Here is a 24,333-nt window from a genome sequence, read left to right as displayed (position 1 = left end):
CACGTATGACCGACCAGCTCCACGCGACGACGCTCGTCCAGCGCCTCACCCTGCTCGGTATCGCACGCCTGTCCGAGACGGGACGGACGCCGGCTCACGCGGGTGAGATCAGCCGCGTCTGCGGCGAGGAGGCCGCAGCCGTCGACGGCGTGGTCGGTACCGTCTCCGAGGCGGACGTGACCCGCGCGCTCAACGAACTCGACGCCGAGGGACACGTCGAGACGGCGGACGCGGGCGAGCGGTCGCCCGTCGGCAAGGGACGGCCGGCGTACGAACTCGCGTACAGCACGGCGACGCTGATCGAGTTCTTCGACGACGACGACCGACTCCAGCCGGTCGTCGAGAGCCTGGACGATCAGGTGTCACGGACGTAGCCGAAGGCCCGGGCTGCGTTCCGGCCGGCCTCGGTCGTCCGCACGCGCCGAGCGGTTCCGGCGGGTTCGACGGCCACGAACCCCCGTTCCTGGAGCGGATCGACGACGTGTCTCCTGAGCCGTGCGTAGGACTGCTTGGTCGGCTTCCCCGACCCGTCGAACGGCCGGTCGCAGTCCCGGATGAAGGGCAGTTCCCGGTCGGCGCCGAAGCGGATCAACGCCTTCTTCGAGTGCGGTCCCTCGTCGGCGAGCCGGCACAGCACGGCGACCTGCTGGTCGTCGGGGCGGTCCATCGGGTAGGTCGGCAGGTCGACGGCGAGTTCCATCCCGTAGCCCACCGGCTCCGTCCCCGAGGCGTACCGCTCCGCGCGGACGTAGTAGGGGTGGGCGGCCTCGGTCACCATACACGCGATCATGCCGCCGATGGCGGTGATCTTGCTCCCCGTCGCGAGGTTCACGTACACCTCGTTGGCGACGTCGTCCTCGCCGTCGGGGGTGGCCTCGGCGGTTGCGATCTCGGCGACCGTCGCGATGGAGTCGTAGAGGTCGAACAGCTCGCAGTCGCGGCGCTCGGTCTCGATGCCGGCCGCCGCCAGCGCCGCGAGCACGTCGTCGTGGTACGACGGGCGTTCGACGTCCGGAGCGAGCCAGTCCAGCAGGATCACGCGGTCGGCGCGGTACTCTCGTGCGGGTTCGACGATCCGGTCGTGTTCGAACCCGAACGGCATCACGTGGACGCGCTCGGCGACGTTCATTCGCCGATGCCGACGCGGCGGCGCCGCTTCTAAGTAACGGTCGTAACGCGAGTAACGGCAAAATATCCAACATCCCCCGACGTGGAGTCGTGAGCGTACACCGGACGACGGTGTACGGGGGGCCCGCCGCGGGACGGCCGGTGAGTGCGTCGGGATCGGCGACGGGGTGCCTCGACCGCTCGCGCGGTACCCACAGGGGGGACGCCGGTCCCGGCGCACACGGTAGCCGTCCCGCGGCGGCCGGATGGGACCGGCTACGGCGCGAGCGCCGCCGCGCCGGCGAAGCCGCCGTCGGACGATCGGTCGATCCCGAGCAGTCGGTTGTACTTCGCGAGGCGTTCCGACCGGGCGAGCGATCCGATCTTGATCTGTCCCGCGTCGCAGGCGACGGCGAGGTCGGCGATGGTCGAATCACAGGTCTCGCCGGATCGGGCGGAGACGACGGGCGCCCACCCGGCCGCCTGCGCGCGTTCGAGGACCCGCCGCGCCCGGGTGATGGTCCCCGCCTGGTTCGGCTTGACGAGGACCGCGTTGGCGACGCCGCCGTCGACCGCCCGCTCCAGACGGTCGGGGTTCGTCGCCAGCAGGTCGTCGCCGAGCAACTGGACGCGGTCGCCGACGCGGTCGGCCAGCCGCGCCCACCCTTTCCAGTCGTCCTCGGCCAGCGGGTCCTCGACCGAGACGAGGGGGTAGTCGCCGACCCACGAAGCCACGCGGTCGATCATCGCCCCGCGATCGACCGCTGTGTCGCCGAGCGCATACCGGTCGCGGTCGGGGTCGTGGAAATGCGTCGCCGCGACGTCCACCGCGAACGCCACGTCGTCGCGGGCGGGCTCGAACCCGGCGTCGCGGACGGCGCCGGCGAGGGTCTCGAAGGCGGCGTCGGCGTCGGCCACGTCGGGGACGAAGCCGCCCTCGTCGGCGACCGACGGCGGGTGCTCGCCGTCGCCGAGCCGTTTCGCGGCCGCCCGGCGGACCGCCCACGCCGTCTCCAGGGCCTCGGGGTACGTCTCGGCGCCCGTTGGCACGATCAGGAAGTCCTGGATCGGCAGGTCGGCCGCGGCGTGGAGGCCGCCGCTGAGCACGTTGATCATGGGAAGCGGGATGGATCCCGGCCCCGGCGACGGGGCCAGCGATTCGTAGAGCGGGCGGTCGGTCGCGGCGGCCGCGGCGCGGGCGACGGCGCCCGAGACGCCGAGGACGGCGTTGGCGCCGAGGCGGGACAGGTCCGCGGTGCCGTCGCGGTCGGCGAGCGCCTCGTCGACGCCCCGCTGGTCGGTCACTGGTCGCCCGACCGCAACCGGTTCGAGTTCGTCGCGGACCGCCGCGACGGCCTCGCGGACGCCCCGCCCGCCGTAGCGGTCGCCGCCGTCGCGTCGCTCGACGGCCTCGTGGGCGCCCGTGCTGGCCCCGGCGGGGACGGTGAACGTCCCCGACCCGTCGGCGGTGTCGACCCGGACGCGGACCGTGGGGTCGCCCCGCGAGTCGAGCACCTCCCACGCGTCGACGCCGACGATGTCGGTCATAGCGCCGCCGCCTCCTCGCGGGCCAACGCCGCGAACTCGTCGAGCGTCGCCGCCTCGCCGCGGAGCGTCGCCTTCGCCACCCGGCGGAGCGCGTCGGCGACCGCCTCGCGTTCGACGTACTCGACGGGCGACTTGCCGTCGACGCGGGCGAGCATCAACACCGCGAGTTCCCGCACCGTCTCGTGTTCGATGTCCCACGCGACGGCGGCGTCGTAGGCGTCCCAGAACCGGGCGGCCGCGTCCGCGTACGCCTCGTGCGCGCCGTGGTTGTAGATCGACTTGATGTAGAGGTGGTTGCACATGAACGCGGTGTCGAAGGCGGGGTCGCCCCAGTGGGCCACCTCGAAGTCGAGAACCCAGGGAACGGCCCCCGAACGGCGGTCGACGAGGACGTTCTTGGGGCTGTAGTCGCCGTGGACGAGGGTGCGGGAGACGTCCATGATGCGGTCGATCTCCGTCCGGATGGCGTCGGCCACGTCGGGATGACGCCGGGCCGTCGCGCGGTGGTAAGGGTCGACGCGCAACTGATCGAAGGGGCGCTTGTCGGCGAACGTCTCGCGGACCGCCGGGTCGTCGGCCACGGCGTCGTGGACGGTGCCGAGGACCTCGCCGACGGCGGCGGCGACGGCGGCGTCGACCCGGCCGTCGAGCAGTTCCGCCTTCCACATCGTCGCGTCCGCGGGCGCACACTCGATGGCGACGACGTGGTCGTCCGTCTCGCTCACGACGCCGGGGACGCGGGCCGCGAGGTCGGCGTCCGCGAGGACCGACGCGTAGGTGCGGATCGCCGCCGCCTCGTTGTGGACGCGGTCGACGTCGGCCGGCCAGTCCTCCTCGACGGCGAGGTTCGGGAGCGGACGCTTCACGACGACACAGCCGTCCTCCCACGTCACCTCGTAGACGTGATTGGAGACGCCGCCGCCGAGCGAGCGCGCCGTGGCCGCCGCCCCCTCGGGGACGACACCGTGGCGTCGACAGTGGTCGACGGCCGCCTCGGGCGTGAACGCGGTGTCCTGATCTGTCATTCGTCCGCGTCGAAACCCCCCGATCACTTCACGTTTGCTCCGCGAGGGTCCGACGCCCGTCCGACGACGCGGGAAACCGTTATATCGGTCAGGGGGCGAGGATCCGACATGCAGCCCGTCAGGCGGTGTCACTGCTGTGGGACGCATTTCCGCCCGTCGACGGCGCGTCGCCACGGGCGGCTTCGGCGGCTCCACCGGGTCGATCCGGACGCGGCGGTGCCCGCGACGGCCTTCGTCTGTGCGGACTGCCGGCCCGAGGTGGTCGAACTCACGCGCCACTGGTCGGTGACCGAACCCCTCGGCGGCGCCTGCGGGTTCTGTGATCGCGCGGCCGCCGAGACGGGGCTGGTCGACCTGGCGAGTCTCGTCGGCGACCGAGTCGTCTCGCGAGGGGCGTACCTCCTCTGCCGGGGGTGCGAAGACGTCTTCGGGACGTTCCTGGCCGACCTCCACGAGGGGGTCGACCTGCCCCCGGCGTGGCGCCACCGGCCCGCGCCGTCGAAGACGGTGTTCGAACGCGGGGACGGCCTCCGCGTCGAGGCGACCGGTCCCGCCGATCCGTCGCCCCGCGTCCGCCTGTTCGTCGACTCGGAACCCCTGCTTTCGGCCCGCGCCGACGCGGTGCCGCGGGAGCGCGCCCGCGAGTTCGTCGCCGCCTTCGAGGCGTTCTACCCCGAGACGGAGGACCTCAGACGCCTCGGCGAGGCAGTCGTCGCGGGCAACCCGCGGCTCGGTGATCCCGACTGATTACAGGTCCGCGAGGAAGGTCCGGAGGTCGGCCTCGAACCGGTCGGGGGCCTCGAGGAAGGGGGAGTGCCCGACGCCGTCGTAGGTGATCAGCCGCGCGTTCGGGAACAGGCCGACGTGTTTCCGCGCGGCCGCCGGCCGAACCACGGGGTCCACCTCGCCGTGGAGCAACAGGACCGGCGTCTCCACCGACGGCAGCGTCGCCTCGTGGTCGACGGTGCGCCCTTGGAGGGCGGCCCTGACGTGTGGCGGCACCGCAGCGTTGTACCCGAGCATCCGATACCGGGTCGCGTCGTCGAGGTCACCCTCGACACAGAGGCGGACGAAGGAATCGAGCGCCGCGACGCTCCGCTCGGCGTCGGTCGATTCCAGACCCGGGCCCAGAGCGACGAACTCCTCGCCGGCGAACCGGTCGGCGTCGGGTGTTCCCTTCTCCGTGATGGCGCCGACGAGGACGACGCCGGCGAGGGCGTCGTCCCCGTGGATGGCGAGGTAATCGGAGACGACGAGGCCGCCGTAGGACCACCCGACGAGCACTGGATCGACGAGTTCGAGTCCCTCGATCACCGCGCGGACGTCGTCGGCCCAGAGCCGCGAGTCGGCGTACTCCGCCGGCGTCCCGGACTCGCCGTGTCCACGGAGGTCCATCGCGACGAGGCGGTACTCCTCGGCGAGCGGCGACTCGAACTGGGGGGTCCACGCCAGCCGACACTGGGAGAACCCGTGGATCAGGAGGAGCGGCCGCCCGTCCTCCGGGCCGCGTTCCTCGACGTGGATGTCGACGCCGTCGCCGCCGGTGACCGTCCGTGAGCGCATACCGGGGGCTCGCCGTCCGGACACAAAAGCTCCGACGGTCGTCGCGCCCTACCCCTGCCACGACGTGTAGAGGTCCCGGCCGACGACGCCGAGGCCGAAAAAGCCGAGCAGGGTCGTCGCGAGGTTGCCGACGAGGGGGATCACCGCGACGACGGCGAACACCAGGGCGCCGGCGCCGACGGCCGCGCCGTCGACGTCGCCGCCGGTCAGGAATCCCCCGATCCAGCAGACTGCGACCGCGTTGCCGACGACGCCGAGGATGGCCACCCCGATCAGTCCCGGGATGGTGATCAGCAGGCCGATGATCGTGAGCGCCAGCAACACGAGGCCGATGGGGAGGGCGATGCCGACGAGCAGTCCCCACAGGAAGGCGCTCCCGGGGTCGTCCCGGATGGCGCCGACGGTCCGTCGGGCGTACGACGGCGCGAGGAGGACGAGCAGTCCGGCGAGCACGAGGTTGACGAGGAAGCCGCCGACGAACCGGGCGGCGAGCCTGGCGCCGATGTCGGCGTCGGCGACGGGAGACTGTGCGGCGGCGAGACCCGCGAGCGAGAGCGCGGCGACGACGGGAACGGCGGCGCTCCCGACGCGGGCGAGCGAACGGGTGGAGGGCATCGTCCCGTGGGTCGGACGGGGGTGACTAACCCTTTGCGCTCCGGCGACCGGAGCGGTGCGAACGACGGCGGCGACGGACCGGGGCGTCCATCTCCCAAACGGTTATTTGCCGTCCGGGATTTCGCTCGCCTATGGATCCCGTCAAACTGATCGGCGACATTATAAGCATACTGACGTTTCTGGCCGTCGTGGGCGTCCTGATCTGGTTCGTGATCAGTCGTGTGCTCCCCTTTTTCGGGTAGTCGTCGGGGTGTCGCTATCGTGGAGGGGTCGACGGCGGATGGGTGGGTGGAACCGCCGACCACGAGCTAATTGGGTTTCCCAACCACACGGCACCAGCCGATGGACGGTTCTCGCGGATCACGGCCTACTCCGTCCCCTCGGGAAGCCGGTGCGACACACCGCGACGAAGTGGCCGAGCAGAAAGTGGGGGTGGGACCGTCGCGGACTCCCGTTGGTCGTCCGCGAGGTCCCCTTCGCTCCACTCCCTGCTTCGAATCCTGCCGTGCGGTTTTTCCCCACGTTTTTGCGAGGGAACGGAGTGACCGAACAAAAAGTGGGAGTGGGACCGCCCGGATTCGAACCGGGGTCACGGGCACCCAAGGCCCGAAGTATACCAAGCTAACCCACGGTCCCGCACGTCCAACTGCTCCGCGCGGGCGCTAAAGGATTTCGTTCGGCTCATCCGGGCGACGGGACGGCCGGAATCAGTCCGCGCCGGCGCCGATGCCACAGCCGTCGACGTACTCCACGTCCTCGATGGAGTCGATGGGGTCCTCGCCACAGACCGGACAGTCCGGATCCTCGGCGTAGGGGACGGTGTCGAAGGTCATGTCCATGGCGTCGTAGAAGAGCATCCGGCCGACCAGCGGGTCCCCGGCGTCGAGCAGGAGCTTCACGGCCTCGGTGGCCTGGATACAGCCGACGGTACCGGGGAGGACGCCGAGGACGCCCGTGGTCGCACAGTCGGGGACCGTCCCCGGTTCGGGCGCCTCGCGGAAGAGACACCGATAGCAGGGGCCGTCGGGATGCAGGGTCGTGACCTGTCCCTCGAACTTGTAGATGGCGCCGTGGGAGACGGGAACCCCGGCGAGTCGGGCGCGGTCGTTGACGAGATAGCGCGTCGGGAAGTTGTCGGAGGCGTCGACGACCACGTCGTGACCTTCGATCAGGTCGGCGTTCGAGCGGTCGAGGCGAGTCTCGTGGGTGTCGACGTCGACGTCGGGGTTGAGCGTCGCGACGAAGTCCCGCGCGCTCTCGACTTTCGGCCGGCCGACGTCGGCGTCGCCGTGGATCACCTGACGCTGGAGGTTCGAGCGCTCGACCACGTCGTCGTCGACGACGCCGATGTGGCCGACGCCCGCGGCCGCGAGGTACTGGATGACCGGCGCGCCGAGCCCGCCGGCGCCGACGACGAGCGCGCTCGAATCCAGCAGTCGCTTCTGTCCCTCGGGGCCGACCTCGTCCATAATGATGTGTCTGGAGTACCGGTCGAGCTGCGTGGCGTCGAGCGAGAGCCCACTCATACTGCCCCCTCGGTTGTCGAGGTGGATAAATCCGTGCCGTCCGTGTGCGACGGGCGAAGTGCGACCGACACGTCGCGATAGCGACCGTATCGGCGCGTTCACGCGGCGTCGGGCGCGGCCGAGTCCGACGGCTCGTCGGCGCGGTTCACGACGTAGACGCCGGCGGCGAGGAGGGTCCCGCCGACGAAGAAGCCGGGACCGATCGACTCGCCGAGGAGGACGACCCCGAGGAGGATGCCGACGACGGGTTGGGCGAAAAAGAAGACGCCGACGCTGCTTGCGTCCGCGTACTCCATGCCTTTGTACCAGCAGTACCACGCGGCCGCGGTGCTGAGGAGCCCGAGGTAGAGGACGGCCCCGACGACGGGGAGGGTGATCGGCACGGACGCGAGGGCGGCCGGCCGCCACACGACGTCGAGGGGGACCAGCAGCCCGAACAGGGGAACGGAGAGGACGGTCGCGTAGGTCACGGTTTCGAGCGCCGAGTACCGCCGGACGAGCGGCTTGCCGAAGGCGGTGAAGGCGGCGAAACAGAACGACGAGACGAGCAACAGCGCAACCCCGAAGACGACCCCGTCGGTGAACGAGGGGACGACGCCCCCGCCCTCACCCCCGCCGGAGAGGACGACGAGGGTCCCGGCGACCGCGAGGAGGGTGCCGCCGGCCTTGTGCCGTGTGAGCCGTTCGTCGAGGGCGGTCACGCCGAGCGCGAGGATGAACACGGGCGTCGAGACGGTCAACAGCGACCCGTAACTCGCGTTCGTCAACTCGGTGCCGACGAACTGCGTGGACAGGGCGGCCGTCAGCCAGACGGCGAGGCCGGCCAGCCGCCACCACTCCCGGCGGGAAAAGGAGCGCGTGGGCGTCGTCAGCCGAACGATCGGATACAGCGCCGCCGCGCCGAGGGCGACCCGCAGGAAGACGAGCGTCAACGGCGGGATGGCGTCGAACCCCCACTTGCTGACGACGTACATTCCGCCCCACAACGTCGCCGCGAGGAGAGGGGTGGCCGCGAGGAGTCGATCCCGGTTCATCGGAGGGCTCCGGTCGGGCCAACGACCCGGGTTGGCAAGAAAACCGTGTCCGGCGGCGAGATCCGCCGGTGGCCTCTTTGCCTCCGCGGGCGAGTCGGGCCCATGGCCCTCCGCGACCGACTCCGTCCCTGGCACGCCCTGATGGTCGTCGTCCTCCTCGCCGGCATCGGCGTCTCGCTGTCGCGCGCCGACGAGGTCACCGGCGTGGCGGCGGTGCGCGCCCTCGTCTCGGGGCTGTTCGGGCTCGTCATCTTCCAGTTCACCGTCGGCAACGTCTGGGGATACGCCGTCGAGTACCGCAACGCCGGCGGTTCCTGGACCGACTTTCCCTTCCTGGCGCCGTTCGTGCTCGCCGGCCTAGCCGGGGTCGCCGCCGGGGTGTGGACCGGCAGTCCCGGCGCGGGGGCCTGGGTCGCCTTCTGGGTCTTCGTGCTCGTCGCGGCCGCCGTCGCCGTCGGGACGTGGGTGCTGGTCGGCTACCGCGGCGCGAACGGATGAGCGGAGCGCCTCAGTCCGCGTACTCGCCGATACCGAGGCTGTCGAGTCGCGCGGCCGTGGGGACGCCGTCGTCGTCCCAGCCGCGGAAGTCGTAATACTCGTCCAACATCCGGTCGAGTTCCTCGGGCGGGCAGTACATCCCCTCGCTCGGCCCCTCGGGGATGGGTTCGTGCATCACCCGGTGGGAGAGGGTGTCCGTCTCGCGGCGAGCGACGCCGCGTTCGACGTTGACGAGGCGTTCGAGGTTGTAGATGCGCTCGCCGATCCCCTCGACGTCGTCGGTCGAGAGGTCCCACCCGGTCGCGGCGTTGATCGCGTCCCGGTAGCGGTCGGTGACGCGTTTCCCCCAGCCGCCCTCGCTCACGAACCGGCACTGGGTGAGCGAGTCGCCGAGGGCGGTGAAATGCTGGATGCGGGCGGCGAACTCGGGGGTTCCCTCGGTGGTCTCGGCGTGTTCGCCGTCGTACTGGAGCGTGGGGCGGGTGTCGTGGTGCGAGCCGCCGCGGGTGGCCGTGGCGTAGCCGATGCTCATCCCCTTCAGGCCGCGGGGCGAGTGCGCGGCGAACTCCAAGCCCTTGACGCCGTGGAGGTAGTGTTCCGCCTCGTCGTCCAGTTCGGCCGCGAGGCGGAACGACCCCTCGGCGAGGCGGTCGCCGAACCCCTCGCGGTGGGCCGTCCGCCGCGCGAGCTCGACCAGCCCGTCCGCGTCGCCGAAGTCGAGATACGGGGAGTCGTCGTCGGTCAGGAGTCCCTCGTCGTAACACTCGCGGGCGAAGGCGACCGAGACTCCCCAGGAGATGGTGTCCATCCCCAGGCGGTCACAGAGGTCGTTTGCCTTCATGACGCGCTCGACGTCGAAGACGTCGGTCATCGTCGCCGTGCCGAAGAGGCTCTCGAACTCGGGGATCTTCCCGTCGGTGACGCCCTCGCTCTCGACGGTGACGTGTTTGCCGCAGGCGACCGCGCAGTTCGCACACGTAGTGTCCTCGGTGACGTACTCCTCGCGGATGCGCTCGCCGCTGATCGCCTCGGCCTCCTCACGGGAAGCCTGTTCGACCCGGTTGTTCCGCCGGCCGAGCTTCCCCATCTCGTTGATCGGGTTGACGAGGCCGCTGGTGCCGTAGTTCTGGAGCATCTCCGTCTCGGCCATCAGGGGCCCCATCCGACCGCCCACGAGGTCGCGGAGCTCGCCGTCGGCGGCGGGGTCGGGGCGGAAGTCGCCCTCCTCGATGGCGACGGCCTTGACGTTCTTCGAGCCGAGGACGGCGCCGGCGCCGCCGCGGCCGGCGACGCCTTCACGCATCTCGGAGTCGTGGAGCAGACAGGCGAAACGCACGAGGTTCTCGCCGGCCGGCCCGGCGGCGATGACGTGGACGTCCTCGGCGTCGACGCCGTCGTCGGCGGCGATCCGGTCGCCCACTTCGGCACACGTCTCGTAGGTGTCCAGGCCCGCGAGGTCCGGCGCCGGCACCACCTCGGCGCCGTCCTCGCCGATCCGGACATAGGAGAGGTCCGCGGCGGCGTCGTGGAGGACGACGGACTCGAAGCCGGTCGTCTTCTGGGCGCGGGGGAACGTACCGCCGAAGGTGCTGTCGAAGAAGCCGTCGGTCTGTGGGCTGACGAAGCCGACGACGCCCCGACTCGTCGACTGGAACGGCGTCCCGTTCATCGGACCGACGGTGAACGCGAGGATGTTCTCGGGGTCGAGGGGGTCGGCGTCGCTCGGCACGTGGTCGTGGACAGCCTTCACCGCGAAGCCGTTCCCCCCGAGGAAACGGCGGGCGTCCCCGGGGTCGATCGGTTCGGTCTCGGACTCGCCCGTATCGAGGTGGACGTGGAGGGTCTCGCCACCGTAGACGGACGGGAGGTCGGTCTCGGACACGTTACACTCCGACCGACGTGTCGGCCCGCCGGACGGCCGTGGCAGTGGTCTGTGACATGGATTCACCGTCGGCGCTCCGCATACTAATCGTTTGTCGCTCACGGGGGGCTACTGCCGGGGCGACGCCGCCCGGGACCGACACCCCGAAGGGACCTATCGTAGCGTTCGAGAGTCCTGCACACCCGACCGCACCCACTCCGTCGGGTTGTGCGAACGGTATCGAAGGCTGCGATACATAGCCGTATAGTCGTCTATTAGCAACCGCTTAACTCCGCCAGTTCTTGGTGTCGGCCACGACCGGGTGGGGTGTGAGCGGACACCCACCCCTGGAGACTCCGCCAATGCACGCGATACCCCAGTTCGACGACGCGGTCGAACCGCACCACGAACGGATCGACGCGGACCGCTATCACGATATCTACGTCGTCGGCGACGTCCACGGGAGCCGGCTGGCGCTGGAGTCGCTCCTCGCGACACTGGAACTGGGCGACGACGACCTCGTCGTCTTCGTCGGCGACCTCGTCCGGAAGGGCCCGGACAGCCCCGGCGTCGTCGACCTCGTCCGCGCCGACGACCGGTTGCTCAGTGTCCGCGGGAACAACGAGGGGAAGATCGTCCGCGGCGAGAAGTCCCCCGACTGGCTCCGCGAGGGGGACCGGGCGTACTTCGCGTCGCTGCCCGTCGCCGTCTCCTTCGCCGACGCGCTGGTCGTCCACGGGGGCGTCGACCCCGAGCGACCGCTCGCCGCGCACACCGCCGAGGAGCTGTTGACGATGCGCTCCCCGCACGGTGACGGCTACGAGGGGCCGTTCTGGTACGAGAGCTACGACGGCCCGTTCCGCGTGTTCTTCGGCCACACCGTGCACGACCGACCGGTCGACCGGCCACACGCCGTCGGCCTCGATACCGGGTGTGTCTACGGCGGGCCGCTGACCGCGTACGACTACCGCCGCGACGCCTTCGTGACCGTCGACGGGACGACGACCCACCGGGAGCGGGACGACGCGAAGATCGTCACCCCGGTCTGAGAGCGTCGGATCCGGCCGTCGGGCGGGCGACAGGCGGGGGACGGACTACGGCCGACGGTGACTCACTCGTACTCCGACCGGAGCCGCTCCCGTGCCCCGTCGCGCGTCTCGAAGTATCGACGTGATCCCTCCGCCGTTCGAACCGCCCAGTCGTACGTCTCGCTGTCGGGGCGGTACCAGCGGTCGGCGTGGGCCTCGAACACGGAGCCGTTCCCGCCACCCGACTGGCCCTCGCCGGCGTCGTCAGCTTCCGACTGGAACTCCTCGGCGTCGGTGGGGTCGTCGCCCGTGTCCGTGGCTCCGGATGCGGCGTCGTTCGAATCGACGTCCGTGACGAGGAGGTCGCCCGCGATCGGTTCGGTGTCGGTCTCCAGGCCCGCTCCGTGGCCGCGTTCGAGGGCGGCCTCCGTGACTGCCATCAGGAGCTCCTGAACGTCCCGCACCGGCTCGTCGCCCGGCGTAACCTGCTCGTAGCTGCCGTCGCTTCGCATCACCCACCGGCGGCGGTTGTCCGCCAGCGACGCCTCCAAGACGAACCGAAGCTGTTCCCGCAGCGAGACGGCCTCGACGGGCGTGACGGCCTCGACCCGATGGTCGAGGTTCCGCGTCATCCAGTCGGCCGATCCGATATACCACTCGGGGGAGCCCGCGTTCTCGAAGTAGAAGACGCGGGCGTGTTCCAGGAACCGCCCGACGATGGAGTGGACGGTGACGTTCTCGCTCACCCCCTCGATACCGGGGCGAAGCCGACAGATGTCCCGTACGATCAGGTCGATTTCGACCCCGGCCATCGAGGCGCGATAGAGCTCTTCGACCATCGCCGGATCCTCGAGCCCGTTTACCTTCACGACCATCCGGGCCCGGCGCCCCTGGCGAGCGTGCTCGGCCTCCCGCCTGACCATCTCCGTGAACCGCTCGCGCATCGTCACCGGGGCGATGAGGAGCTTCCGGAACCGGTCGTCGAGGGTGGGGCCAGTGAAGAAGTTGAACACCTTCGTGAGGTCGTGGCCGACGTCCCGATCGGCGGTCAACAGCCCCAGATCCGAGTAGCCCTTGGCCGTCTCCGAGTGGTAGTTCCCCGTGCCGACGTGGGAGTAGAGTCGGACGCCATCGGCCTCCTGTCGAACCACGAGCGCCGTCTTGGTGTGTGTCTTCAGTCCGACGGTGCCGTAGGCGACGTGGATGCCCTCCTCTTCGAGCTGCCGAACCCATTCGAGGTTGTTCTTCTCGTCGAACCGGGCCTTGAGCTCGACCATCACCGCCACCTGCTTGCCGTTGTCTGCGGCGTCGATGAGGCTCTGGATCACCTTCGAATCGCTCGCGGTCCGGTAGATGGCCGCCTTCACCGCGAGCACGTCGGGGTCGGTCGCCGCCGCGTCGAGGAACCGCTGTACCGTCCCCTCGAAGGAGTGATAGGGGTGATGGACCAGAACGTCCCCCGCCCGTACCTCGTCGAAGATGTCCGTCGGCTCGTCCCGGACGTCCCCGGTCACCGGCCCCAGGCGTGGATGTGCCTGCGGCGTCCACGGGGGAAGCTTGAGCTCGGGACGGTCCAGTTCGACGAGTTCGAAGAAGTCCTCGAAGTCGATCGGCCCCTCGCGGTGGAACACTTCCCGGTCGTCCACGTCGAGGTGTTCCTTGAGGATCGAGACCGACTCCTCGGGCATGTCGGCGTCGACCTCCAGCCGGACGACCGTCGCGAAGCGGCGCTGTTCGAGGACCTCCTCGACCATGTCGATGAGGTCCTCGGCGACCTCCTCGTTGCGCCGTACCTCGGCGTTGCGGGTCACCTTGAACTTGGACACGTCGCGGATGTCGAGGTCGGGAAGCAGGAGGTCGAGGTTGCTCTCGATGAGGTCCTCGATGAGGACGTACCGATCGCTCCCGTCGGGGACTTCGATCAGTCGGGGCTGGTTCGACGGGATCTTGATACGGGTGAACGTCGGCTCGTCGGAATCGTCCGACGAAAGCACGGCGAGGGAAAGGGAGAGGTTCGAGATGAAGGGGAAGGGATGCGCCGGATCGAACGCGAGCGGCGTCAGGGTCGGCAGGATGGACTCCTCGAAATACGTCCGTAGGTGATCGCGCTCGTCCGCCGGGAGGGTGTCGGGGTCGCGGATCTCGATCCCCGCGTCCGCGAGCGCCGGTTCGAGGGTCGTCCGCCAGTATTCGGACTGCTGCCGAAAGAGCGGTCGTGCGGTGTCGAGCACCTCGCGCCACTGCTCTTCCGGCGTTCGGCCGTCGGGCGTCGTCTCGGTCACGCCCGCGTCGATCTGCTGTTTGAGTCCGCCGACGCGTTTCATGAAGAACTCGTCGGTGTTCTTCGTGAAGAAGGCGAGAAACCGGAGCCGTTCGAGCGGCGGATTGCGCTCGTCGGTTCCCTCGTGGAGGACGCGTGCCTGAAAGGCGAGTTCCGAGAGCTCCCGGTTCAGGTAGTAGTCGGGCGCCGAGAGGTGGGGGTCGCTCATCGGCCCACCTCACGAGGACCGTCCGCCGCGGGTCCGGGAGCGTTCGAGCGTCCGAACGGGTTGGTCGGGAATATCGGGGACGATCCTGGCACGATCGGTGGACGCCGGTGGACTCACAAGTAATCCGCTAAGAGCCCTATTGTGTGCTATGTAGGACGGGGTCCCGGCGTCCCGGGACGGTACGAACCCTCCCGACGGGCGAACGGGTCGGCCGGCGGAACACGCGCCGCTCCGTCTATCGGGACGCTCCGCTCACCCATTCGAGGACGTCGCTCGCGTGTTCGTCCGGCGGGAAGATCGGATAGAAGACGCGTTCGACGCGTCCGTCGGTGACGACCAGCGTCAGCCGCTTCAGGTACTCGTCCCCCTCGATGGTGAACGTCGGGAGTTCGAGTGCGCTCGCCAGCGCCCGGTCGGCATCGCTGAGCATCTCGAAGGGGAGGTCCAAACGGTCGCGGGCCTCACGCTGGTACGCAGTCGACTGCGTCGACAGCCCGAAGACTTCTCCGATGCCCTCGTCCCGGAGTTCGTCGTACCGAGCGCGAAACCCGCGTGATTCGGGCGTACAGCCGCGGGCCCCCGGAACGTCGTCCCACCCTTCCGGGATCACGTCCCGATCCGGCCGTCCCGTCAGCGGATAGACGTAGACGACGGTGCGGGGCGGGAGCGCTCTGAGATCGACCACCGTTCCGTCGGTCGATTCCAACGAGACGACGGGCATCTCCATCCCCTGGAGGTGGTCGGCCGCCCCGTCGTCTTCCGGTACTGGGAGGTCGTCCGGCAAGGGGAAGTCCTTGGACATCGTTCCATGCGACTTGCGTCACGTAAGTAAACGTTTGCGAGGACGCGGGTTTCCGAACCTCGTTCGGTTTCCGTTCCGAGATCCGTATTTCATTCAACGGCGTATCGGCGTCGACGGTTTCCGGGCGAAACGGGACGCCCACGATAGCGCCGACGGTTGGGGTCGGCGTCCGCGACGGTTATTGAATATCGCGACATGTGATTTATCGGCTGTGGACGGCCCCTGGGGTGGGCGGCGCGATAAACGGAGAACGGAGAACGGCGTTACTTGCCGCGGCGTCGGTCGCCGCCGATGCTCGGCCGGGTGTGTTCGGTCCCCTTGCCGCGCTTGCGCTGGCCGCGGCCCTTGCTGCCGGCGCTGGTCTTGCCGCGGAACGCACGGCCCTTGTGGGAGTCGTCGCAGATCCAGTTAAGATCGTCGTCGGCCTGGATCGCGGGATGCTCCGGGTCCACGAGGATCACTTCGTGCCACTTCTGGGAGCCGTCCTCCCCGACCCAGTAGGAGTTGAGCACGCGGAGGTTGGGGTACTTCCGCGAGGTGCGCTCCTCGGCGATGCGCTGGATGCTCTTGCGGCGGCCGATCCGGTTGACGCCCTGGCGCTTCGAGCGTCGGCCGGCCTTGAACCGCCGCTTGCGGGCCCCGCCCTTGCGGACCGAGGTCCGAACCACGACGATGCCCTGTTTGGCCTTGTAGCCCAGGTTCCGCGCCTTGTCGAGGCGGGTCGGGCGCTCGATGCGCTCGATGGCGCCCTGGTCGCGCCACTCCTGCTTTCGTTGCCACTGCAGTTCGGCGAGGGCCCCTTCGTCGGGGTCCTGCCACGCGTCCCGGATGTGGGAGTAGAAGCTTCGTGCCATGATTTCACCACGGGCGCTTGCGATTCAGCGTCGCCGGCTGGCGAGCCACATGTCGTCCCGACGAGTCGGGTGCCCGCTGGAGGCCCGTCTACCAGCGAGTTGCCGGTGCTACCGCTCGGTCGCGCTTAAGAACTTCGACTCGTCGCGAACTCGCGAACCGACTCGAACGCGTCGGCGGCGACGGCCTCGGCGACGGCCGCGGCGTCGACGTCGGGGACGACGGCGGGATACTTCCGCGCGAAGAAGCCGATCAGGTTGGAGACGTCGCGTTCGAGGAGTTCGGCGGCGTTGGCGTGGTCGGTCGACACCGACTGCGGCCAGTCGAAGATCGTGATCCCCGAGGACGCGACGGCGACGTTGTGCTCGGAGAGGTCCCCGTGGATCAGCCCCGCCCCGTGGGCGGTCGTCACCTCCCCCAGGATCAGATCGAGGACCCCCACGACCTGCTCGTCGTCGAGTTTCGCCCGCGAGAGTTCGATGCCGTCGAACTTCGCCATCACGATGGCGTGACGGTTGTGGTCGATCGGACGCGGAACCGACACGTCCGGATAAAGCGTCTCCAGGGCCTCGTACTCCCGTTCGGCCGCCTTGCGGGCGGTGTAGAGCCACGAGACGTGGTCCCGGTCGGCGGTGTACTCGCGTTCGCGGTTCACCTCCCGGAAGTTGGTGTATCCCTCGCGGTGGAACTTCAGGGCCAACGGTCGATAGGACTGCACCTCGTACACGTCGCTTTCCTTGCCCACGCCGAGCGGCGCTCCCACCCCCTCGACGGTGTCGCGCTCCGCGAAGGTGTGCAAGGCGAGCACGTCGTACCCCTCGAAGGTGAGCTGGTACCCCTCGTACTGGATGGTCCGGCGCTCGATCAGGTCGCGTTTCATGCACCGATCCAGCCGGTAGTCCACCTCCTCGGCCGTCAGATCCGCGTAGTCGGGGAGTTTCCCGCGGTTGACCCACTCGCTGAACCGCATCCCCTGCTCGACGCCCGAGAGGAGATAGATGTCCTCGGGGTCGAGTTCGGCCACGACGCGGGCCACGTTTTCGACCATACCCCGACTGCGCGCGCGAGGGACAAAAGCCCCCCGCGTCGGCGTTCTAAATCGTATATCGCGATAGGAAACGGAGGGGTTCTGATCCTCCGAATATGGCTCTATGATGCACAATTTTCAGGTTAATTGGAATGTAATTATCTCCGCAGAGTATCCAAGAGTATGTTTCTGAGAAAATTATCGAGTATCCATCACAAAGTACCGTCAGAAGTCGGGCTCAGGACAGCGCTGCCGCTCACGAATTAACAAGCCTGTGAGGAACGGTAGGGTTAGTCGGGTGGGTCGAGTCCGTAGCTTTTCTTCGCCAGCGTTAAGAACGAGTTCGCCGTGATCGCAGGTTCATCGGAAATCTCACCGTCCATCTCCAACTGGACCAGGATGTCCACAAGCCGCCAACAGTTGTACAGTACGCAGGCGAACGCGAAGTTGAAGTACCGATAGCGGTGGTCTGGTGACTTCGTCTCCGCGAGGAACGTCTTCAGTTTCTTGAAGCCGTTCTCGATCCCCCACCGACGCTTGTACTTCGCCATCAGACGGCCGATCTGATGTTTCATCTCTGCGTCGTCTTGTGGGTCGGTCTCCACGAACTCCAGATTCGTCTCAAACGGCACTGTCGGTGCATCAACCCGCTCCGGTTCGTCGATAGCCTCTTCTTCCCGTATGTCATCAAGTAGGTTGCTCAGTGGTGAGCCACCGTCGCTAGTTTCCGAGAAGGGTTCAGTGTCGCCAATGTAGTCGTGTCAAGTTAAGCGTGAAGAGTGAGGCGTGCTGATTTCTGAGTGTCTATGCCCGAAATCACACGCCTCAGCGACTGTAGCGACTGGATCGAATTAGATTTTGTGGAGCGTCAGCGGACACCCGAGTTCGCGATGCGGCTCGGTATTCAGATGCACGTGGCTGGACTATCACTTTCGAATACCATCTCGATTCTTGAAAGGTTGGGTGTCGAACGCTCTCGAACGGCCGTCCACAACTGGGTGCAGAAGGCCGATCTACAGCCCGAAGGCGGTGCGAGCCCGAATCACGTTGCGCTTGACGAAACCGTGATTCGAATCAACGATCAGCAATACTGGCTGTACGCCGCCATCGATCCTGAAACAAACACATTCCTTCACATACGGCTTTTTAGCACGTATACGACTGGCTTAACCGAAATCTTCCTGAGCGAATTACGCGAGAAACACGACGTCGAAACCGCCGTGTTTCTCGTCGACGATGCTCAATGGCTCCAAACTGCCCTCGATCGACACGGCCTCGATTGCAGATACGAACACCATGGCAATCGGAATGCCGTCGAACGTCTCTTTCGTGAGATAAAACGACGAACCTCTTCGTTTTCAAATACGTTCAGCCACGTGGAGCCGACGACAGCAGAATCGTGGCTCCAAGCCCTCGCTGTCTGGTGGAATCGATGCCAAAGTTAACGCGACCTCACATACCATGCGAGCGTTGACATCTATGAAATCCATCAGGAGACCGGTGAAACATGCAGAGGATCAAAAGCAATTTTGCCGGAACAGCCCACTCAGAATCCATTCAGAGAGGCCACAACGCAATGATTCCGTGGTCTTCGGAACTGCCGTAGTAGCCGGTTAATAAGAATTACTCATCGGGCACTCCAGTAGTATCGAACTCGAATCGAGCACCGCCGTATCGTCCGTCGGTAATCGCTACCTCCCAGCCGTGGGCCTCTGCAATGCGCTTGACAATCGTGAGACCGAAGCCCATTCCATCAGTTGCAGACGTGTGACCTGGTTCAAAGACCGCGTCGTGGTCATCCGCTGGTATTCCCGGTCCATCATCTTCGACGTAGATACAGTCCTCAGCAGCGCGTCCAACCCAGACTGTCACATCTTCACCACCGTGTTCTACTGCATTACGGAACAGGTTCTCGAACACGTGTCGGAGCCGGTCACGGTCACCACGTATCGCAAACTCCTCCTCAATTTCGAGCGTCGCCTCGGCTGTCTCTACCCCTGCCCAACATTTGCCGACCAAGTCGACGAGCGATATCGTGTCGATGTCACCGACGGTCTCACCCTGCCGAGCAAGCGTCAGCGTATCTTCGATGATACTCTCCATTCGGTCCAGCGAATTTACGAGCGGAGTGAGGTGCTCCTGTAACTCGTCGTCAGCTCGTTGTTGCAGAATAGTCGCCCGCGCTTGGGCGACGTTGAGTGGGTTGCGGAGGTCATGCGAGACCACGCTTGCAAACTCGTTGAGTCGGCTGTTCTGTCGCCGGAGTTCTTGTTCACGTTCTTTTCGCTCGGTGATGTCTTGGAACGTCCCGTGAACGGCGACGATTTCGTCATTCTCGTAGCGTGGCTCTCCGCGCGTGCGGACCCAGCGGACCTCGTCGTCTGCGGTGACAATCCGCAGCTCCAGGTCGTACGGTTCGCCTTCAGTAGTGAGTCTGTCGAAGGCTTCTCTGATAGTGTCTCTATCCTCCGGATGATAGAACTCGATCCCCTCTTCAGGTGTCGGGTTCGCATCCAGTGGCAGTCCGTGGATGCGATACAATTCGTCGGACCATCGCATCCGCTCGGATTGCAAGCTAACCTCCCATCCACCAACCTTTGCGACTGCCTGTGTCTCTTGCAGGAACTTGCTGGTCCGTTCAAGTTCCTCTTCACGTTGCTGGCGATTGAGTTCCGTCCCCATCCACTGTGCCATAATCCGGACGAAGGACTCCTCAGCGTCTGTGATTGCTTCCTCACGAGACTCAGGTCGGGAGAAATTCAGGGTACCATACCGTTGGTCCTCGACGAAGACTGGAACCCCGATGTAGGACTCGATCCCTTGCTTTTCATACGCCGGATGGTCTTTGACACCACCATCAGTTGCGCTGTGAAATGAGACGGGGCTGTCAGCATCATAGACCAACGAACAATACGTATCGGTGAGGTCGAACGAATCTCCGGGGCTGATGCCTTTCGAAGGGTCAACGACGTTCCGGACCGTGTACTCAGAACCGTCGATCTCCGAGAGGATTCCGACATCGAGATCAAGATACGTCGTTCCCAGATCGAGCAGGTCAGTTATCTGCTGGTCGACTGTTCGCTCTGTATCGGTTATAATCTGAGCCAACGATTCCAGTGCGGTATTCTGTTCTGTGACCCGTTCTTTGCTCTCTTCGAGTTGCTGTTTGGCCTGTTTGCGTTCGGTGATGTCAGTCGAGACGCCACAGAGAGCCACAATCTCACCATCTTCGTCGTACACAGGTGATTTTCGCGTCAACCGAACAGTGTTCCCGGCAGTTGTTGGGACTGTCTCCTCTACCTCGATCACCTCGCCGTTCTCGAAGACCCGTTGGTCGTCGGTTCTGGCTTGCTCAGCGGTATCTGGCGGAACGAGGTCGTCGTCGGTCAAGCCGACGATGTCCTGGTCTCCTGCGTTGAACAGTTCACGGCACGCCTGATTCATCATGAGATACTGGCCGTCGGCATCTTTCAGGAAGACCGCAGCGGACATGGTTTCCATGACAGTCTCAAACCGCCGATGGATGCGCTTTAGCTGCCGTTCTTGCTCTTTTTTTCCTGTTATGTCCCGAGCGACGCCGACGATTTGGGTGACTTGGCCGGAGTCGGTGATCGGGGTGAGTTTTGTCTGCCAGTCACTCGTCCCACCAGGTAACTCTAATTTCTCTTCGTACTCGATGGTTTCTCCCTTTTCAACGCACTCTTGATAGTTCTCTGCGACAACAGTGCCCTGTTCGTCGGCAAGAAGTTCCTGTGGGGTCTGTCCGCGTAGTTCGTCTTCAGAAAGGCCAGATTGCTCCCGATGTGAGGCGTTATTTCGCCGGTAAGTAAACGTGTAGTCTTCATCTGATTGCTCAACGTCGATCAAAAAGACTGCGTCACTCATCTCACGGAAGATCGCTTCGTAAACGTTTCTCAACTCGCCAGCAATTGCTCTATCTCTCTCGATGTCCGAATCATCTGGCATGTGGCTCAGTTATCACACGGAGGAATGTTAAACACCGAACCTACCGACTCTCTCTCAGTTCAGACAGTATAGCCCGTCAGCTACACAAGAAGTGGTGAATACGCGTCTTATATTTTATACCAGTGCGGATATCACTCTAACCTGGAAGTTTATTCGTCGGTCATTCCGCAAGTTTACTGAGCAGATATTTCATCGGATGCGTTTTGCACAAATAGCCTGGTGACTGTTTTCAGATACCTCCTTGGCGAGATCGACTCTTCTGTATCCCAGTAACTTATCCAGACTTCCGGCACATCTCAGGAACTCGTCTGGCATGGCTGACGAGCATATAGTGTATTTAAACTATTAAATACATTTAATTCAGTCGTGAATCGGAGTGCCAGACCTATTTCAGATTGATGAACAGTCGGCGCTCAACCTGTGCATTGTTCCTTACCTTCGGAACTCCTCGAGGGGTTAGATGCCGAGCCACTCGTCGGCGCTGACCGAGTAGTCGTTCGCCCGGGCGTACTTCGCCGCCCGCCTGCGGACGGCCCGGGACCCGGGAAGGTCGTCCGTCGCCTCGATCCGGTCGACGATCCAGTCGGTGATCGCCACGACCCCCTCGTCGTCGTCGAGGGTGTCGACCGCCCGGAGCGCCCGGAACGTCTTCTCGTAGGCGGCGCGCTGTGAGGCGCCGAACTCCAGTCCGGAGACGTCCCGGCTCGCCTCGATGATCCGCGTCATCGCCGCGGCGACCGTCGGTCGCTTGACCCGGACGCTGACGGCGGCGGGCGAGTCGAACGTCTCCGCTTCCGTGTCGGGAATCAGATCCGCGAGGGCGTAGGTCCCGTCGCTCGTCGGCACCTCGTACTCACCGACCGCCGCCACGAGGTCGGTCCCCGTCGCCGGGTACTCGAGGTCGTCGAGGCCGGCTTCGAGGTCCACGAGTGTCCCCGGATCGACCGGTTCGGGTTCGTTTCCGCGGTCCAGTGCCTCGGCCAGTTCGCGCTCCCGTTGGCGCTGCTCCTCGTCGTCTGCCTGTTCGTCTCGGCCACTCTTGGTGTCCCCCATACGATATTTCAGTTCTCTAAGGCGATAACCCTGTGGTCGAAAAGCGTGGCCCGTGGGCGACGGTCAGACGTCGTCGCGGTCGACGACGACGGCTTCCTCGGTGTTGCTCGTGTCCAGTTGCTCGACGGTCGACTCGAGTCGCTCGATGGCGACCGTGATGTCGGAGACGAACGCCGCCTGTTCCGCGTTCGCGTCGGAGATGGTGACGATCTCCTCGGAGACGCGCTGGGACCGATCGGCCGCGGTGTCGACCATGCTCGCGACCTCCTCGGTGCGAACTGCCTGGTCGTCGGTCGCCTCGGCGATGTCCTCCATCCCCGTCGAGGTGGCGTCGACCACCTCGACGATGGCCTCCTGGTTGTCGACCAGATCGCGGATGGTGTCGGTCCCCTCGTGAATCTCCTCGGTGACGGCGTCGATGCTGTCGATGGTCCCCTCGGCCTCCTCGCGCGTCCGGTGGATGATGTCCTCGATGCGCTCGGCCTCGGACTGCACCTCGGTCGCGAGGGACTTCACCTCGTTCGCGACCACGGAGAAGCCGTCGCCCGCCTCGCCGGCGCGGGCGGCCTCGATGTTCGCGTTGAGCGCGAGGATGTTGGTCTGTTCGGCGATGTCGTTGATCACGTCGATGATCTCCTCGATGGCCGCGACCTGTTCGGCGAGGTTGTGGGTGCGATCGGCGACCTCGTCGCTCCGCTCGGCCACGCCCTCCATGCGCTCGATGGCCGCGGTACCGGCTTCGGTGCTCTCCACCGCGAGTTGCTCCGCCTCCTTGGCGCGCTCGTTGATGTCCTCGGCGGACGCGGCGACCTCCTCGACGGTCGCCGACAGGGCGCCGACCTCCTCGGCCACCTCCGACATGTTGTCGGCCTGCTCTTCGGCCAGCGACCGGGCGTTCTCGATGGCCTCGTCGACGCGTTCGGTCGTCTCGGTGGCCTGCTCGGCCTTCGTGGCCACCTCCTCGGAGACCTGCGACTGTATCTCGGTGATCGTCCGCTGTTGCTCGACGAGTTCGGTGACGTCCGTCGTCGTCTCCAGCGCGCCGACGAGTTCGCCCGCGGGGTCCCGGAGCGGCACCCCGCTGGACCGGACCCACCGCTCCCCGTCGGCGGTCGGGATGCGGCGGTACCCCGTTTCGGTCCGCGCCTCACCCTCACGGGCGACCGTCTGGGCGAACGTCTCGTCGTCCTCGGAGATCGGATAGGCGTCGTAGACGCGCTCGCCGAGGACGTCGGCCTGGTCGAACCCGGTCATCGCCTCGGCCTCCGGGTTGTGATACGCCAGTCTGTCCTCGGTGTCGAGGACGAACCCCATCTTCGGGTACTCCCCGATCACCTGTTCGAAGAGACCGCGCCAGTAGTCGCGTTCGTAGCGGAGCCGCTCCACCTCGTCGTCCACGGCTGGCTCGGGTTCGAGCCCCGTCGCGGGTCGCTCCCCCGACGTGGTTTTGTTGACCGACATCGGCGAACACCAACCGCGGGAGGATGATAAACCACCGCTCGGCAGAATCACGATTGATACCGACCGACGGTTCGGGTTACCGGCCGTCGCCGCTCCCGACTCCAGCGCGGGGAACCAAGCCACGAATCCCCCCGACGAGGCCGTGGCGCTCCGCCCGGGCGAGCACCCACCGATAGAGGATCAGTCCGAAGACGACGAGGGTGTTCGTGACGAGGAAAAACGCCATCTCCTCGACCGGGAGGCCGGCGACGTGGACGCCGGTGGAGTAGGTCGACGAGATGGTCCAGAGGCCGGCTCCGATGGCGACCCGGTCGACGACCCAGAGGTAGGCCGTGGGGACGAGTATCGCCGCCGCGACCGTCCGGCGACACCGCCAGAGGACGGGGCCGCCGAGCACCCAGAGGAACCCGAGGATCGGACAGGCCCACAGGAGGATGTATCCGAGATAGTAGCCCTGCGTGGTGTAAAACAGCGCCAGGCCGACCGCCTCGGCGACGGCGAGGACGAGGAGGCCGACCGGCCGCGACCGGACGGCCGCCGGTCGCGAGGGATCGGGCGAGGGATCGAGCGCGTAGAGCCAGAGCCCGGTGAGCGCCGTCTGCAGGAGGAAAAAGGAGAGTTCGCCCAGCGGCACGCCGCGAACCCGGTCGGTGACGACCCCGTCACCGTACCACCAGACGCCGCGTTCGATGAGGTAGGCGTCCCACGCGAACGTGTAGGCGAAGGCGATGCCCATGAGGATCACGACCCCGAGCGCGTCGGTCGGGGTGTGGAGCCCGCCGCGGACGCGCGCGAGCACCGCGACGACGAGGAGGGGGACGCCGACGGTGACGGCCAGGTAGGCGAGATACGAGGAGGTGACGGGCGGTAGCACGGCG

21 protein-coding genes, 1 tRNA gene and 1 pseudogene are annotated in these 24,333 nt (G+C 66.5%); 5 read left to right on the top strand and 18 right to left on the bottom strand.

The window, feature by feature from the left end:
• Window positions 1-5 precede the first annotated feature (5 nt).
• The gene (locus NO364_RS00510) at window positions 6-374 is read left to right on the top strand and encodes a hypothetical protein (protein WP_157689438.1); all 369 of its coding nucleotides are present in this window, start codon (window positions 6-8) and stop codon (window positions 372-374) included.
• On the opposite strand, the gene NO364_RS00505 is transcribed toward NO364_RS00510, so the two are convergent.
• The 3 genes from NO364_RS00505 to NO364_RS00495 form a co-directional block, all read right to left on the bottom strand.
• Window positions 356-1,129: an HFX_2341 family transcriptional regulator domain-containing protein gene (locus NO364_RS00505; protein WP_257628256.1), complete on the bottom strand. Its 774-nt coding sequence runs from the start codon at window positions 1,127-1,129 to the stop codon at window positions 356-358. The genes NO364_RS00510 and NO364_RS00505 overlap by 19 nt on opposite strands.
• A gap of 254 nt (window positions 1,130-1,383) precedes the next feature.
• Window positions 1,384-2,655, bottom strand: a complete 1,272-nt coding sequence (gene eno / locus NO364_RS00500; protein ID WP_257628255.1) for a phosphopyruvate hydratase — start codon at window positions 2,653-2,655, stop codon at window positions 1,384-1,386.
• Complete coding sequence (locus NO364_RS00495; protein WP_157689441.1) at window positions 2,652-3,680, bottom strand: phosphotransferase family protein; 1,029 nt, start codon at window positions 3,678-3,680, stop codon at window positions 2,652-2,654. The genes eno and NO364_RS00495 overlap by 4 nt, the downstream gene beginning before the upstream one ends.
• Window positions 3,681-3,788: 108 nt before the next feature.
• On the opposite strand from NO364_RS00495, the gene NO364_RS00490 reads away from it, so the two are divergent.
• Window positions 3,789-4,427 (top strand): hypothetical protein, encoded by a 639-nt coding sequence (locus tag NO364_RS00490; RefSeq protein ID WP_157689442.1) that lies wholly within the window; start codon window positions 3,789-3,791, stop codon window positions 4,425-4,427.
• Here NO364_RS00490 and NO364_RS00485 read toward each other — a convergent pair whose 3' ends face one another.
• From NO364_RS00485 to NO364_RS00465, 5 genes are all read right to left on the bottom strand, one after another.
• A complete protein-coding gene (locus NO364_RS00485; RefSeq protein ID WP_157689443.1) occupies window positions 4,428-5,243 on the bottom strand; it encodes an alpha/beta fold hydrolase in 816 nt (271 codons plus the stop codon).
• A 48-nt stretch (window positions 5,244-5,291) separates the two neighbouring features.
• Window positions 5,292-5,858: a DUF8173 domain-containing protein gene (locus NO364_RS00480; protein ID WP_257628254.1), complete on the bottom strand. Its 567-nt coding sequence runs from the start codon at window positions 5,856-5,858 to the stop codon at window positions 5,292-5,294.
• 563 nt (window positions 5,859-6,421) lie between these two features.
• A tRNA-Pro gene (locus NO364_RS00475) sits at window positions 6,422-6,494 on the bottom strand.
• A 71-nt stretch (window positions 6,495-6,565) separates the two neighbouring features.
• Entirely contained in the window at window positions 6,566-7,384 is an 819-nt protein-coding gene (gene ubaA, locus NO364_RS00470; protein WP_257628253.1) for an SAMP-activating enzyme E1, read from the bottom strand.
• Between the two features lie 98 nt (window positions 7,385-7,482).
• A complete protein-coding gene (locus tag NO364_RS00465; RefSeq protein WP_257628252.1) occupies window positions 7,483-8,418 on the bottom strand; it encodes a DMT family transporter in 936 nt (311 codons plus the stop codon).
• Window positions 8,419-8,520: 102 nt separating this feature from the next.
• On the opposite strand from NO364_RS00465, the gene NO364_RS00460 reads away from it, so the two are divergent.
• On the top strand, window positions 8,521-8,916 hold the full coding sequence (locus tag NO364_RS00460; RefSeq protein ID WP_233255321.1) for a hypothetical protein: 396 nt from the start codon (window positions 8,521-8,523) through the stop codon (window positions 8,914-8,916).
• Between the two features lie 10 nt (window positions 8,917-8,926).
• Here NO364_RS00460 and NO364_RS00455 read toward each other — a convergent pair whose 3' ends face one another.
• Window positions 8,927-10,798, bottom strand: a complete 1,872-nt coding sequence (locus NO364_RS00455) for an aldehyde ferredoxin oxidoreductase family protein (protein ID WP_199243778.1) — start codon at window positions 10,796-10,798, stop codon at window positions 8,927-8,929.
• 341 nt (window positions 10,799-11,139) lie between these two features.
• Between NO364_RS00455 and NO364_RS00450 the strand changes: the two genes are divergently transcribed.
• Entirely contained in the window at window positions 11,140-11,826 is a 687-nt protein-coding gene (locus tag NO364_RS00450) for a metallophosphoesterase family protein (RefSeq protein WP_257628251.1), read from the top strand.
• Window positions 11,827-11,888: 62 nt separating this feature from the next.
• Here the strand turns inward: NO364_RS00450 and ppk1 are convergent, their stop codons facing one another.
• From ppk1 to NO364_RS00425, 5 genes and pseudogenes are all read right to left on the bottom strand, one after another.
• Window positions 11,889-14,294, bottom strand: coding sequence for a polyphosphate kinase 1 (gene ppk1 / locus NO364_RS00445; protein WP_257628250.1), 2,406 nt, complete (start codon window positions 14,292-14,294; stop codon window positions 11,889-11,891).
• A 235-nt stretch (window positions 14,295-14,529) separates the two neighbouring features.
• Window positions 14,530-15,096 carry a peroxiredoxin gene (locus NO364_RS00440; RefSeq protein WP_157689474.1) on the bottom strand — a complete coding sequence of 189 codons (567 nt, stop codon included), beginning with the start codon at window positions 15,094-15,096 and terminating at the stop codon, window positions 14,530-14,532.
• A gap of 263 nt (window positions 15,097-15,359) precedes the next feature.
• Window positions 15,360-15,950 (bottom strand): 50S ribosomal protein L15e, encoded by a 591-nt coding sequence (locus NO364_RS00435; protein ID WP_157689475.1) that lies wholly within the window; start codon window positions 15,948-15,950, stop codon window positions 15,360-15,362.
• Window positions 15,951-16,075: 125 nt separating this feature from the next.
• Complete coding sequence (locus NO364_RS00430) at window positions 16,076-16,996, bottom strand: serine/threonine-protein kinase RIO2 (RefSeq protein ID WP_157689476.1); 921 nt, start codon at window positions 16,994-16,996, stop codon at window positions 16,076-16,078.
• A gap of 269 nt (window positions 16,997-17,265) precedes the next feature.
• Window positions 17,266-17,727: pseudogene (locus tag NO364_RS00425) on the bottom strand (ISNCY family transposase); the annotation flags it as partial.
• Between the two features lie 54 nt (window positions 17,728-17,781).
• Here NO364_RS00425 and NO364_RS00420 point away from each other — a divergent pair.
• On the top strand, window positions 17,782-18,420 hold the full coding sequence (locus NO364_RS00420) for an IS6 family transposase (RefSeq protein ID WP_257628249.1): 639 nt from the start codon (window positions 17,782-17,784) through the stop codon (window positions 18,418-18,420).
• Between the two features lie 178 nt (window positions 18,421-18,598).
• On the opposite strand, the gene NO364_RS00415 is transcribed toward NO364_RS00420, so the two are convergent.
• The 4 genes from NO364_RS00415 to NO364_RS00400 all read right to left on the bottom strand — a co-directional run bounded on the left by NO364_RS00415 (window position 18,599) and on the right by NO364_RS00400 (window position 24,329).
• Window positions 18,599-20,941, bottom strand: coding sequence for a sensor histidine kinase (locus tag NO364_RS00415; protein ID WP_257628248.1), 2,343 nt, complete (start codon window positions 20,939-20,941; stop codon window positions 18,599-18,601).
• 456 nt (window positions 20,942-21,397) lie between these two features.
• Complete coding sequence (locus tag NO364_RS00410; RefSeq protein WP_257628247.1) at window positions 21,398-21,994, bottom strand: DUF5789 family protein; 597 nt, start codon at window positions 21,992-21,994, stop codon at window positions 21,398-21,400.
• A gap of 63 nt (window positions 21,995-22,057) precedes the next feature.
• Window positions 22,058-23,455 (bottom strand): methyl-accepting chemotaxis protein, encoded by a 1,398-nt coding sequence (locus NO364_RS00405; protein WP_257628246.1) that lies wholly within the window; start codon window positions 23,453-23,455, stop codon window positions 22,058-22,060.
• Between the two features lie 76 nt (window positions 23,456-23,531).
• Complete coding sequence (locus tag NO364_RS00400; protein ID WP_257628245.1) at window positions 23,532-24,329, bottom strand: lycopene cyclase domain-containing protein; 798 nt, start codon at window positions 24,327-24,329, stop codon at window positions 23,532-23,534.
• Window positions 24,330-24,333: the final 4 nt, after the last annotated feature.

It is taken from the genome of Haloplanus salinarum, assembly GCF_024498175.1.
GTDB classification, from domain to species: Archaea; Halobacteriota; Halobacteria; order Halobacteriales; family Haloferacaceae; genus Haloplanus; species Haloplanus salinarum.
Note: the sequence above shows the minus strand (reverse complement) of the source record. Positions and strands in the feature narration are given on the sequence as shown.